Here is a 12,951-nt window from a genome sequence, read left to right as displayed (position 1 = left end):
GACTGATGGTTATGATGAATGTGGACCTGCAACAACTGATCCGCACCCTGACACCCCAGGCACGCCAGGATCTGGAGCGCTCAGCCGAGCGGTGTGTGATGCGCGGCGGCCGTGAAGTGTTAGTGGAAGATTTGCTCCTGGCTTTGCTTGAGCATCCCGACGGGGTCATGGCCAAGGCACTGGCTGATGCCAACGTGCACACCGGTGAGCTGCATGCGGCATTGCAGCCCCGCGCTGAGCAGAGCGCAACCCGTAACCCGGTCTTCGCAGAATTACTGGTGCGCTGGCTGCAGCAGGCGCTGATGGTTGCTCACATTGAGCTGGGGCAGCGTTTCGTGGACCACGGTGCGTTGTTGCTGGCACTCCTGCGCCATCCACTGGACTACGCGGGCAGCGGCTATCACCACCTGTTGAGCCGCCTGGATGCCGATCGGGTACGTGATTTTCTGACGAGCCAGCCTGCTGGAGCCGAGCCAGTGGCAGCCGATTCGTTACTGCAGCGCTTTACCCATGATCTTACCCAACAGGCGCGTGAAGGCCTGATTGATCCGGTGCTGTGCCGCGAAGGGGAAATCCGCCAACTGATCGAAATCCTGGTACGACGGCGCAAGAACAACCCGATGCTGGTGGGAGAGGCCGGGGTGGGGAAAACTGCGATTGTCGAAGGGCTTGCACTGCAGATCGTTGCTTCGCAAGTGCCTGCGGCCCTCAAAGGGGTTCGCGTATTGACCCTGGATATGGGGCTGTTGCTGGCGGGTGCCGGCCTCAAGGGAGAGTTCGAACGGCGCCTCAAAGGCCTCATCGATGAAGTCAATGCGTCGCCTGAGCCGGTGATCCTGTTCATCGACGAAGCTCATACCCTGACCGGTGCCGGAGGCCCGGCGGGCGGTTCGGATGCGGCAAACCTGCTCAAGCCGGCACTGGCTCGGGGAGCGTTGCGTACCATCGCCGCCACCACCTGGTCGGAGTACAAGCAATACATTGAGAAGGATCCGGCGTTGGCGCGGCGCTTCCAGCCCGTGTCGGTCGGTGAGCCCAGTGTCGAGGCGGCGGTGTCGATCCTGCGAGGCCTGGTGCCCGTCTATGAGGAAAGCCATGGGGTTTATGTTCGCGATGATGCCGTCGTTGCCGCGGCGCACCTGAGCGCTCGTTATCTGGTGGGGCGGCAGTTGCCGGACAAGGCTGTGGATGTGCTGGACACGGCCTGTGCCGCGATTCGCACGCGCCAGGCAATGCCGCCTGAGGCGTTACAGGCGCTGTGCACGGAACTGGCCGAAGGCCGGCGCATGGAGCGGGCGTTAAGTCGCGACGCCGACCTCGGATTGCCCGTGGATACCCAGATGTTGCACACCTTGATCCGGCGCCTGGACACCGTTGAGCGACAGCGTCAGGCGTTGGAGCAGCAGTGCGGGCCACCCGCTCAGAACCTTGAGGTGTGCCCGCATCAGGTGGCCCGCGTGATCAGCGGCTGGACCGGTGTTCCCGTCGAGCAATTGGCCCTTGAACCCAATGAAAAAATCCTTGGCTTTGCCGGCGCTCTGCGCAAACGCATCCTGGGACAGGAGCACGCGGTGCAGGCCCTTGACCGCGCCTTACGTGCCGTTGCTGCCGGCCTCAACAAGGCGGAGGCACCCGCAGGCGTGTTTTTGCTGGTGGGACCGAGCGGTGTAGGCAAGACAGAAACGGCACTGGCCCTGGCGGATCTTCTGTATGGCGGCGAGCGTTTTGTCACCACGATCAATATGTCGGAATACCAGGAAAAGCACACGCTCTCGCGTTTGATCGGGGCGCCTGCCGGTTATGTCGGTTACGGCGAGGGCGGGGTGCTGACGGAGGCCGTGCGCCAGCGCCCTTATTCGGTGGTGCTGCTCGACGAGGTGGAGAAAGCCGACCCGGAGGTCTTGAACCTGTTTTACCAGGTCTTCGATAAAGGACGTGCCAACGATGGCGAAGGGAGGGAAATCGATTTTCGCAATACGGTGCTCCTGCTGACGTCCAACCTTGGCAGTGATCGCATCAGTGAGCTGTGTGCAGAGGGGCAACGACCTGAGCCTCAGGCGCTGCAAGACGCTATCTACCCTGTGTTGCGCAATCACTTCAAGCCCGCCTTGTTGGCACGGATGCGTGTCGTGCCGTATTACCCGATCGCAGGCGAAGTGCTGCGTGATGTGGTGAAGCTCAAGCTGGCGAATGTGGGTTCACGGTTGCACCAACGCAAGCTGGCATTCACTTACACACTCGAGTTGGTTGCGCACATGGCCGAGCATTGCGCTGATGGGGACAGCGGTGCGCGATACATCGATCAATGGATTGAGCGTCATTTGCTGCCGCGAATGGTAGACGGTCTTCTCGACGCTACGGCCACGGATGAGCCGTTGTCCCGGGTGCATGCAGGCCTGGATGAAAGTGGCCGGCCAACCTGCGAGCTCAGCCAATGACCGATAACCGCGTTGCACAACTGCCTGATCCGCCGGCCGCTACCGATGCCTTTCTGGATTGCTTCACACGCTTGGGGCTCGACTGTGATGAAACCTCACTGCCCGATGTGTGTGCCGCAGGCGCTGCGCGACTGAGCGGGTGCGAACTCAGCCAGTTGTACCTGCTCGATGAAGTGACGGATCGGCTTGAGCTCATTGCCCAGCATTTGCCCGGGGGCGCGTCGGAGGCCGATACGCTCGAGTGTGCTGATCTGAGAAACCAGCAGTTGCTGCACTACACCTTGAGCCAGAGGCGTGCTCTTGGCTTCGATACGGTGCAAAGCAACCTTTATGACATCGGTTTCTTGCCTGCCTTGGACACACCCTGGTGTTCCGTTTTGAGTGTGCCGCTGTTCAACCGACGTGGAGGCATCACGGGGCTGCTTCTTTGCGCCAGTCAGCGCTGCGCCCAACTGCAAGGCCATGCAACAGCGTTGGGACAACTGGGCAGCTTTGCCTTGAACCAACTGCTGATGCTGCGGCGTATACGACCTGGGCCTGGCGCTACCGTCTCGAGGCGTACTGTGCCGCTGGCTGGAGCGTACGGCTTGATCGGCACCAGCCCGGCAATGGCACAGACCTGCGAGTTGATCAGCAAGGTTCTGCATTCCCCCTACACCGTGCTGCTCTGTGGTGAGACCGGTACCGGCAAGGAAGTGGTCGCCCGTGCCATCCATACAGCCGGGCCGCGTGGCGGCAAAGCCTTCGTGGTGCAGAACTGCGCAGCGTTCCCCGAAGGGCTGTTGGAGAGTGAGTTGTTCGGTTACCGCAAAGGCGCATTCACCGGCGCCGAGCGCAACTATGCCGGGCTGTTCGACGCCGCACACGGCGGTACGTTGTTGCTCGATGAAATCGGCGATATGCCGCTCACATTGCAGGCCAAGCTGCTGCGGGTATTGCAGGAAGGCGAGGTGCGTCCACTGGGCGCCAGTGCGGCCCACAAGGTGGATGTACGCATCATTGCGGCCACCCATCGCGATCTGGCTGCGATGGTTGCCGAGGGTAGTTTTCGTGAAGACCTCTACTACCGGCTCGCTCAGTTCCCTATCCAACTGCCTGCCTTGCGTGAGCGAGACGGCGACGTGCCATTGCTGGCGCGGCATTTCGCGGATAACGCGTGCGCGACGCTGGGTAGGGTGCCGGTGGGTTGGTCGAATGCGGCCCTTGATCAACTGGTGAGTCACCGCTTTCCCGGCAACGTGCGCGAACTCAAGTGCCTGGTCGAGCGCGCCGTGCTGTTGTGTGACGACGATGTGATTCTGCCGACACACCTGTCGCTGCCACCGAGCCCGGCCGTATCGGCTGGCGATGACGTAACGCTGCGCCAGCGCATGGAGCGGGTGGAACGGGTGTTCCTGCTCGATTGCCTGCACAAGAACCGTGGCAATCGAACGCGTACCGCACGGGAGTTGGGCGTTGCCCGACGCACGCTGCTCTACCGACTCGCTCGTTTGAACATCCCCCACGGCGACGCGCGCGAGGAATGCTGAGTGATGTGCTTGAACCTGACCCGGATTAATGCCGCCTTTATCGAAATGAGCCGGCCTGCCTTTTCATTGTGGGAGAAACCGAATGCCTGACCGTCCATGGCAAGCCGTAGTGCTTGTGTTGTGTTTGCTGGGTGGCTGTAACGCCAACTACGTTTTCAATGACTCCGATTATCGACCGCTGGGTGACCCGCAGGCGGCCACCCGTGGCCAGTGAGTGGGAGCCCCTGACTATGCAGCTCGTGCTTGAAGTGTCGGGGGGCGAGGGCAGTACGCCCGTGCCTCTGGCCCGTAAAGTGTTTGACCGTATCGGCGGCGTGATTGGCCGCGGTTCCGGTTGTGACTGGGTGATTCCCGATCCCAGTCGACTGCTGTCCAGCCACCATGGGCTGGTCGGCTACCGTGAGGGCCGCTACTTCCTGACGGATATCAGTCGCAATGGGATTGGCGTAGTGGGCAGCCCTGAGCGCCTGCGCAAAGGGCAGGCGCGGCCAATCGATAACGGCGACGTATTTCAACTGGGGGCGCTGATGATGCGTGCCGGGTTGATGGAATCACAGCGCTGCCCGGACGGGGCGCCGGTCACTGCGGGAGTACCGATTCCCGATGACGCCTTCCTGGCGCTGGACCCCTTGCATACGCTTGACCTGGAGCACCAGCGACATGTCTCCCCGAATGAGCTGCAGGCGTTGAGCGAGCCTGCCGGGGAATCGGGCGCGTGGCAGGAGCGGCACGCGGCCGACAGGGAGTTTCTGGTCACACCCCGACGGGCGGAACCGGTGGTGGAGGCCCCACCGGATGCGCCCGTCGCATCGACGTCACCCATTGATGAGGCTTTTTGGACTCAATTTGCGGCTGCCCTTGGCATGGACTTGGACAACCTTGACGGGGCCGCCCGAGAGGCCCTGGCTATCAAAGTGGCGAATCTTTTTCGCGTGGGGATCGAAGGGCTGCAGAACAATCTGCGCACCCGTTCAGCGCTGAAAAACGAACTGATACCCGCGCTGACCGACACGCTGGCGGAGCGTCAAAACCCCTTGGTGGTGTGTGCTGATCCCCCGGCTGTATTGAACGCGCTGTTGGGCGCGGGAGCGCTGGATCAAAGGGCGGCCGAGGAGGCCATTGTTCAGGTCCATCGAGACTGGCAGATCCATCAGGTGGCTTTGCTGGCGGCGTGTCGCAGTGCATTGCGTCACGCGCATGCCGCTTTCGCCCCCGGCCGCCTGCTGTCGTGCTTCGAGTCCCAGGGCAAGCCGTCCAGGTTCTTCAGCGACGGTGGGTATTGGCGGGCCTACCAGCGCCACTACCAACGTCTTGCCGAGGACGGGCAATTCACCGAGCACCTGCTGGGCCGCGACTTCACCAGGGCTTATGAGGAGCAGGTACGTCTGGCTTCAGCCCTGCACCTCGATTATCCAGGATGATATTCATGCCTCGAACACCCCTCAAATTAATTTTGTGCCTGTTCAGCCTGCTGGCCGGCTGCACCGCGGTGTCACCTTTGTCGACGCTGACCAAATTGGATGTGGTGCTGACGGCCACCGAGCAGGTGAACCCCGACCTGCACGACCGACCCTCGCCGGTGGTGGTACACCTGGTTGAACTGCGTCATGCCGTGGCCTTTGAGAATGCTGACTTCTTCAGCCTGTATAACCACGCCGAGCAGGTGCTGCCCAAGGATTGGGTGAGCAGTGAGGAGGTCGAACTGCGCCCGGGGGACCGGTTGGCCCTTAAGCTGCGTGTTGGGTCGGAAAGTCGTTTCGTCGGTGTGCTGGCGGCGTATCGGGATTTGCCACAGGTGCAGTGGAGGCTGCTGGTCCCCGTTGCACCGCGGCAACTGACCCGTGCCGACCTGGTGCTGGATAAGGCGGGTATCCGTGTTGCAGGCCCGCTTTCCGGCAAGGAGACGCAGTGATATGCAGATTCACAAAGTCATCTGGCAAGAAGGCATGCTGTTACGGCCGCAGCACTTGCAGCACAACGACCGCTATTACCAGCAGCAACTCAACCGCACACGTTTGCTGGGCAGTGACACCTGGGGCTTCCTGACGCTGGAGCTCAATGTGCAATACCTCAACCTGGGCAAACTGGTGATCAATCAAGCCAGTGGCGTTTTACCGGATGGCAGTTTATTCGACCTGAGCACTGCCATGGAGCCTCTGGTGCTGGACGTGCCTGCCAACTCGGGCACGCACGCTGTTTACCTGGCGCTGCCGCTGGCTTCCGGCAATCAGGTTGAAACCCGTCAACCGTCCCAGGGCGACGTCCTGGCGCGCTATCTCAGCTGTGAAGTCGAAGTGGGAGATTCGAACGCCGGGATGGGTTCTGCCTGCCGGATCAACTGCGCACGCCCCGATCTGCGCCTGCTGCTGGGTGATGGTGAAAGTGACAGGGGCTTCGTGAAACTCAAAGTCGCCCAGGTGTTGGCTTCTACGGGCGAAGGCGGTTTGAGCCTGGATATGGATTTCATGCCGGCTTTCATTTTTGTACGGGACTGCGGGTATGTGTCGTCATGCCTCAAGGAGGTCATCAGCCTGCTGGCCAGCCGCGGGAATGCCATTGCTGCGCGGATTTGCGACGGGGGTACGGCTGCTGGAACCCACGTGGGCGACTTCCTGATGCTGCAAGTGATCAATCGCACCGAGCTGGAGTTGCGTCATTACCTGAGCCAGCCTCTGGTCCGCCCTGAAACGGTGTTCCGGGCACTGGTGTCGATGCTGGGTGAGTTATCAACGTTCACCCACGACAGCAAGCGTGCCCACCTGGAGGTGCATTACCAGCACGGTGACCAAGGCAGCAGTTTTCGGGGCTTGATGGTGGGCGTGCGTGCCGCGCTGTCGGTCGTACTCGAACAGCACGCCATCGAGCTGCCGTTGCAGCCACGTCAATATGGGGTACTGGTCTGCCCGGTGAGCGACTTGAAATTGCTGGGTACTGCGACGTTCATCCTGGCAGCGACGGCGCAATGTGATGCAGAAGAGCTACGCAGTCGCCTGCCGGCCCATCTGAAAGTCGGGCCAGTCGAACGCATACGTGAGCTGGTCAACCTGCATCTGGCAGGCATCAAGGTCAGGCCATTGCCTGTGGCACCGCGCCAGATTCCGTTTCATGCCGGCAAGACCTATTTCATGCTCGATATGAGCGTTCAAGATATTGCGCAGTTGGAGCAGTCGGGCGGTTTCGCTTTCCACGCGGGCGGGGAGTTTGCCGGGCTTGAACTCGACTTATGGGCCATCAGGAATTGAGCACTATGGACAGTGAATACCCGCAGGACGAAAAGACCGTCCTGCTTGACCGTGAAGGCCGCGGCCCGGCACAGGGGCCGATCACAGACTTTCCGTCACCGCCGCGTTATGAGCAGTTGGAAGATCGGATGATCTATGCGGGCCATCTGCTGGGTGCACAGCGTTTCAAGGTGGGTCTCAATCCCTTGGTAGCGGCAGCCTGGGAGCTGTTGTCGGAGTTGGTTCAACTCAAGGGCTACTCCGGTCGTGAGCAGTTGGACACGCTCAACGAGCGCTTGTTGGCGGCGGTGACTCAATTCGAAACCCGCGGCTTGCAGAGCGGTATCGAAAGCAGCCAGGTCATGTCGGCGCGCTACGTACTGTGCAGTGTTATTGATGAAGCCGTGGGCACCACCCCATGGGGTGCCAGAAGCGACTGGTCGAAGATGAGCCTGTTGAGCCGTTTTCACCATGAAACCTTTGGTGGCGAAAAGGTGTTTCAACTCCTGGAGCGCTTGTCTCGCGACCCGGTAAAACACCTGGCGATACTGGAGTTGATCTACCTGTGCCTGTGCCTGGGGTTTGAAGGGAAATATCGGGTCATGGAGCGGGGCGGGTTGCAACTCGAAGCCGTGCGCGACGGCCTGTATCGACAGATCCGCCATGTACGAGGTGACCCGCCGGTGGAACCAGGGCTTCCTGCCAGGGACCGGCGGCCACGCCGCAGGCAATTACGCCTGATCCCGGCCTCGTGGTTTGCGGCTTTCACCTTGGCCTGCTTGTTGGTGATGTACACAGGATTTGCCTGGGTCCTTGGCAAAGAGCGGGCGAGTGCGCTGCAACCCCTTCAATTGTCGGCGTCGGGTTTGAACCAGACGCCCCTGTAAACGCTGGGAGCAATGAATGAACGCATTCTTCAAGGGCGCGGGCACTGTGCTGGGCACGGTTTGGGTCTGGAGCCTGTTACTGGTGCTCTGCAGCGCTGCTGTCGTGTGGCGGATCGGACCGTTATTGGCCGTGGACGACCATCGGTTCTGGCAAGGTCCGACGGCCCGACTGGTCACCATCAGTGTCTTTTTTCTACTGTGGGGCGTTGTGATGGCCTTGATGGGCGGGCGCCGAGAAAAGCCTGGGCGCCGCGCACACCGGCAGCCGGTGAAATGGGTAGAGCAGGAGCACCGGCATGTACGAGGTCGGTTCAAGGAAGCCGTTCAGCTGTTGCGGACATCCCGGCGTTACGGCGAGCAGAGCCCGCGTTGGCGACGTGACTTGCCCTGGTATCTGTTGATCGGTGAGCAGGGCAGTGGCAAGACGCAGCTGTTGGCCGCCGCCGGTTTGCCCTTGCCGCTCGATCAGGCAGGCGCGGCGCCGATGAGCCGTGGCGTCCATTGTGACTGGTACTTCGCCGACGAAGGCGTACTTATCGATACGCCGGGGCGCTACCTGACCCAGCCTGACAGTTCTGTCGACGTGACAGGTTGGACGGCACTGTTGAGGATGCTCAAGTGGCGGCGTCGGGCGCGCCCGCTCAACGGCGTCGTGGTAACACTCTCGGTAGACAGGCTGATAAGCGGCAACGAGCATGATCTGGAGCAGCATGCCCGGGATGTGCATTCACGTTTGCAGGAAGTCCTGCAGACGTTGCATGTAGATGTGCCGATCTATCTGGTATTGACCCAGGCTGATCGGCTGCCGGGGTTCGGCGAGTTCTTCGACTCGCCTCTGGGGGAAGGTGCCGATAGCGTGCTTGGCCAGCCACTTGAGCCCGGTAAGGCGGGGGTTGAAGTCGCCCAGGTTCACCAGGCATTCGAGCAGTTGCTGCAACGTTTGAATGACCAGCTGATTGCGCGCCTGCATCAGGAGCGCAATGCCGACCGCCGTGGCCAGATGCTGGGTTTCCCCCAGCAGGTCGCGCGCATGGGCGAGCGCCTTTGTCTGTTCATCGAGCTGGCTTTTTCCGCCCATCGCTATCAGCGCGTCAATGGGTTGCGAGGGTTCTACTTGACCTGCGCCGACAGCAGGCGCAACCAGTTTGTCCAGGGGCTGTTCAACCGGGTGATATTCGCCGAAGCCGACCTCGCCGGTTTGCAGACCCAGGAGCAACAACGCATGCGTCGGCGCCAGGGTTTGCAGGCCCTGGCGGTAGCGCTGGTCATCAGTGGCGCTGGGGCGCTGTGGACGTATAGCTACTCGCTGAACCAGCAACGTCTGGCTCAGGTAGCGGCGCTGGCAACCGCACTTTCGCCCGCCCCGCAGGGTGGCGATGACGCCTTGCATCTGGTGACCTTATTGGATGCTCGCCTGTCGGCAACCCGGGTTTTCCCCGATGTGGCGGACGCCCGCCTGGTCGAGCGAGCAGGCTTGTATCAGGGAGAGTTGAGTCGCCCGTTGCTGGTTCGAGCCTATGAGCAGGCGTTGCAACAGCAACTTCTGGCTCAGGTCACGGCGCAGCTCGAAGAGCAGGTGCGCGCCAGCCTGGGTGACCGGGAACGGTTGCTGGAGAACCTGCGTGCCTACCTGATGCTCAGCCTTCGTGAACGGCGGGATTCCCGCTGGCTGGCGCAACATGTGGCGGGCTATTGGGCCGCACGTTTCGCCGGTAATACATCGCTGCAGGCGCGTTTGAATGAGCATTTGGCGCGTTTGCTTGAACAGCCGTTCACGGCACCGCTCAACGACGAGTTGGTGGCGCAGGCGCGTGAGGAACTGCGAGGTGAGTCGTTGGCGGATGGGGTTTATCGCGTGCTGCGCGAGCAGTCGCGCAACCTCGAACCCCTGCGTCTGGCCGAGGGCAAGGTATTCGCCGCCATCGACCCGCCGATCCCGGGTTTCTATACAAAAAGGTATGTGCAGTATTTCGAGACCCAAGGCCCGCGGTTGGTGAATGCTATCGCCCAGGACAACTGGGTGTTGGGGGAGGGCACTGATCTTGGCGCCATGGATTTAGGTCGATTGATGGTCCAATTGCAGCAACGCTACTTCAGTGAATATGCCGATGTCTGGGCTGCCGCCCTTGGCCGGCTTAGCCTGCGGCCTAGCGATAACCTGCGCCAGGGTGCCGAGCAACTGGCGAGTCTGACATCGGCGCAATCCCCGTTGATCCAACTGCTTCTGCAACTGCGTGAAAATACCCATTTGCTGTCGGGGCATGAGCTTCTGGGCAAAGTCGCCCTGCAAACCGGTGAGCTGGGCCCCTTGACCTCGGCGGCCGCCGCGCAGGCGGTCTTTCCCGACGCGGCGCGTCGTGCGTTGCAACGGCGTTTCGAGCCCTGGCATCAATTGCTCGATGAGCAGCTCAACCCGGGCGCACAGTTGACCCAGGCCTTGCGTTTGCTGGACGAATTGAATCTGCAATTGGCGGCGCTGAGTCGGGACAGTTCACCGGAGCAGGCGGCTTTTCTCAGGGTAAAACGCCGCATGGAAGGGCAACAGGATGTACTGGGCGCTCTGCGTGATGCGGCTGCCCGTTTGCCGCTACCGCTGGCGGGGTGGTTCGAGGGCATCGCCGATGAGCGTTGGCGTCAATTGCTGGAACAGGCCTATGTGCACGTCAACCAACGCTACCAGAGTGATGTGCATCACCTGTATGCCAAGGCGATTCGCCAGCGTTACCCGTTCAATGCCCACGCAACCAGCGATGTCGCCCTCAATGATTTTCATGAGTTCTTCAAGCCCCAGGGCGTTCTGGTGCGTTTTTATGAAAGTTACTTGCGACCTTTCGTCATTGCCGATGGCAACCGCTACAGGTTACGAGGCATGGATGGGCGCAATTTACCGGTCTCGCGCGCACTGCTGGATCAACTGACGAAAGCCCAGGTGATCCGTCGCGGGTTTTTTACTGAAGAACAGGGGGAGCTGGCAGTCCGGTTTACCCTGGCACCCTATAGCCTGAATCAGTCGGTCAGCCGGGCGATCCTGCGGGTGGGCGATAAGCAGTTGGAGTATCGCCACGGGCCGATTCTCCCCATGACATTCCAGTGGCCCACCGATGCGGATAATGGTCGCAGCAGCCTCGTGCTGGAGCGAGGGGTTGAGCAGCGCCCATTGGGTATCGAGAAAAATACCGGGGCCTGGTCGTTGTTCAGGTTGTTTGACTTGCTGCAGAAAGAGCCCGCCAATGGGCGCAACGTCCAGCTCTTCAAGGCGAACCTGGCCGGCTTGCGCGCCAATTACCTGCTGACCAGCCTGTGAGCCGGTGGCTGCGCCCATGGCGCAGTGCCGGGCACTCGCAGCAAGGGCGAGCACGAGCCCGCAATGAAGATGCCTTCCTGGACTGCCCGCAACGAGGCTGCTGGGCAGTGGCGGACGGCATGGGCGGCTATCGCCACGGGGATGTGGCCAGCCAATGGGTGGTCAGCAGCCTGGCTGGGTTATCGGCCCAGGGCGGCCTTGATCGGCGGGTCGGCGCGGTCCGCCAACGTCTGCAAGACGTCAATCAACGGTTGGGTGATGCGCGAGTGGAACCCGTTACGGGCAGCCACGTCACGATGGGCAGCACAGTGGTTGCGCTGTTGCTTGAGAACGGGCGTGCGGCTTGTCTCTGGGCGGGTGACAGTCGCTGTTATCTGTGGCGCCAGCAGAGCCTTTACCTGTTGTCGAGGGACCATTCCCTCCAACAGCGTCTGATGGATGAGCGCCAGTTGAGCCCGATGCAAGCCCGCGCCCACCCTGACGCCAGGGCCTTGACTCGCGCCGTTGGTGCGCGCTCGCCGTTGCATCTTGAAGTGCTGGAACTGAGCACCCGCCCGGGCGATGTATTTTTATTGTGCAGTGACGGCCTTTACCAGGCGCTCAGCCATGGCGACCTGGGGTGTGCGTTGAGCGTGGATGCGCCACAGCACGCGGTGGATCAGTTGTTTGCCAGGGCGTTGCGCCGGCCGACGCAGGATGACCTGACCGCTGTCGTGGTGCGATCTTGAACGCCGTGCCTGATCCTCCCGACCTGCTTTTGGGGCGTTATCACCTTGAGTGTGTGCTGGGCCGGGGAGGGATGGGTGTGGTGCATGGCGCGCGGGACCTGTTGCATGAACAGTTTGGCGAACCCTGTTCCAGGGTTGCGCTCAAGCGGTTGGACGAGTCTTTTTCTCAGTGTCCCGACGCACATCTGTTGTTGTACAGCGAGTTTGCATTGTCCCGCAGCCTGCGTCACGAGCGCGTGGTACGGATGTTTTCGTTCGAGGTCGACACCCACAGCCAAGTCGCGTTCTTCACGATGGAGTGGTTGCAGGGGATGACCCTGGACCGGCTGTTGCTGGAGTGCCCTGATGGTTTGCCCTGGCGGGAGCTGCAACCCTTGGCCATGCAGTTGCTGGATGCGCTGGCCTACACCCATCTGCAAAACATTCTGCATGGCGATGTGAAACCGGCCAATGTCATGGTCGGGGAAGAGGGGGTGTGTTTATTCGATTTTGGTCTGGGTTATGCGCCGGCGTGGGCGAAGGCGGGTTTGCCGACGGTGAATCGCGACCGTTTCAATGCCTGGACGCCCGCGTATGCGGCCCCTGAACTGTTGGCAGGCGGTGCGTTGACCGCCGCTGCCGACGTGTACGGTGTGGCGTGTGTGTTGTATGAATTGGCCCATGGCAAACGTCTTGGTGAGCGTCGTCCCATGGACAAACTGGCCCGCCCCAGGCAACTGCCTGGGTATTGCTGGCCCGCACTACGCTGCGCGTTGGCGGTAGACCCGGAACGCCGTACCGTAACGGCCGCCGAGTTGCGCGAGGTGATTGGCCGCAAGCGGCCTCGTTGGGGTCGGTAGCGTGG

The 12,951-nt window shown here is 61.4% G+C and carries 10 protein-coding genes; all 10 read left to right on the top strand.

Annotated elements, in window-relative coordinates:
- Positions 1 to 11 precede the first annotated feature (11 nt).
- Positions 12 to 2,438, top strand: a complete 2,427-nt coding sequence (locus M5B97_RS01945; RefSeq protein ID WP_248730656.1) for an AAA family ATPase — start codon at positions 12 to 14, stop codon at positions 2,436 to 2,438.
- The gene (locus M5B97_RS01940) at positions 2,435 to 3,967 is read left to right on the top strand and encodes a sigma 54-interacting transcriptional regulator (protein WP_248730576.1); all 1,533 of its coding nucleotides are present in this window, start codon (positions 2,435 to 2,437) and stop codon (positions 3,965 to 3,967) included. The genes M5B97_RS01945 and M5B97_RS01940 overlap by 4 nt, the downstream gene beginning before the upstream one ends.
- Before the next feature lie 82 nt (positions 3,968 to 4,049).
- Positions 4,050 to 4,181, top strand: coding sequence for a type VI secretion protein (locus M5B97_RS01935; protein ID WP_248730575.1), 132 nt, complete (start codon positions 4,050 to 4,052; stop codon positions 4,179 to 4,181).
- 16 nt (positions 4,182 to 4,197) lie between these two features.
- A complete protein-coding gene (gene tagH, locus M5B97_RS01930; RefSeq protein WP_248730574.1) occupies positions 4,198 to 5,388 on the top strand; it encodes a type VI secretion system-associated FHA domain protein TagH in 1,191 nt (396 codons plus the stop codon).
- 5 nt (positions 5,389 to 5,393) lie between these two features.
- On the top strand, positions 5,394 to 5,879 hold the full coding sequence (gene tssJ, locus M5B97_RS01925; protein ID WP_248730573.1) for a type VI secretion system lipoprotein TssJ: 486 nt from the start codon (positions 5,394 to 5,396) through the stop codon (positions 5,877 to 5,879).
- A 1-nt stretch (position 5,880) separates the two neighbouring features.
- Positions 5,881 to 7,209 (top strand): type VI secretion system baseplate subunit TssK, encoded by a 1,329-nt coding sequence (gene tssK, locus M5B97_RS01920; protein ID WP_248730572.1) that lies wholly within the window; start codon positions 5,881 to 5,883, stop codon positions 7,207 to 7,209.
- A gap of 5 nt (positions 7,210 to 7,214) precedes the next feature.
- A complete protein-coding gene (icmH, locus tag M5B97_RS01915) occupies positions 7,215 to 8,075 on the top strand; it encodes a type IVB secretion system protein IcmH/DotU (RefSeq protein WP_248730571.1) in 861 nt (286 codons plus the stop codon).
- A gap of 16 nt (positions 8,076 to 8,091) precedes the next feature.
- Complete coding sequence (gene tssM, locus M5B97_RS01910) at positions 8,092 to 11,379, top strand: type VI secretion system membrane subunit TssM (RefSeq protein WP_248730570.1); 3,288 nt, start codon at positions 8,092 to 8,094, stop codon at positions 11,377 to 11,379.
- Positions 11,376 to 12,107, top strand: a complete 732-nt coding sequence (locus tag M5B97_RS01905) for a PP2C family serine/threonine-protein phosphatase (protein WP_248730569.1) — start codon at positions 11,376 to 11,378, stop codon at positions 12,105 to 12,107. Before tssM ends, M5B97_RS01905 begins: the two co-directional genes overlap by 4 nt.
- Complete coding sequence (locus tag M5B97_RS01900; RefSeq protein WP_248730568.1) at positions 12,104 to 12,946, top strand: serine/threonine-protein kinase; 843 nt, start codon at positions 12,104 to 12,106, stop codon at positions 12,944 to 12,946. Before M5B97_RS01905 ends, M5B97_RS01900 begins: the two co-directional genes overlap by 4 nt.
- Positions 12,947 to 12,951 lie beyond the last annotated feature (5 nt).

The sequence above is a fragment of the Pseudomonas sp. MWU13-2517 genome (assembly GCF_023242545.1).
Classification (GTDB): Bacteria; Pseudomonadota; Gammaproteobacteria; order Pseudomonadales; family Pseudomonadaceae; genus Aquipseudomonas.
The sequence above is the reverse complement of the archived record's forward strand: the minus strand, read 5'-3'. Positions and strand labels throughout refer to the sequence as shown.

Excerpts from the sequence above, each read along its gene's own strand:
- M5B97_RS01940 (WP_248730576.1), top strand. The coding sequence starts at position 2,435 with ATGACCGATAACCGCGTTGCACAACTGCCTGATCCGCCGGCCGCTACC.
- M5B97_RS01945 (WP_248730656.1), top strand. The coding sequence starts at position 12 with ATGATGAATGTGGACCTGCAACAACTGATCCGCACCCTGACACCCCAG.
- icmH (WP_248730571.1), top strand. The coding sequence starts at position 7,215 with ATGGACAGTGAATACCCGCAGGACGAAAAGACCGTCCTGCTTGACCGT.
- tssM (WP_248730570.1), top strand. The coding sequence starts at position 8,092 with ATGAACGCATTCTTCAAGGGCGCGGGCACTGTGCTGGGCACGGTTTGG.
- tagH (WP_248730574.1), top strand. The coding sequence starts at position 4,198 with ATGCAGCTCGTGCTTGAAGTGTCGGGGGGCGAGGGCAGTACGCCCGTG.
- tssK (WP_248730572.1), top strand. The coding sequence starts at position 5,881 with ATGCAGATTCACAAAGTCATCTGGCAAGAAGGCATGCTGTTACGGCCG.
- M5B97_RS01935 (WP_248730575.1), top strand. The coding sequence starts at position 4,050 with ATGCCTGACCGTCCATGGCAAGCCGTAGTGCTTGTGTTGTGTTTGCTG.
- tssJ (WP_248730573.1), top strand. The coding sequence starts at position 5,394 with ATGCCTCGAACACCCCTCAAATTAATTTTGTGCCTGTTCAGCCTGCTG.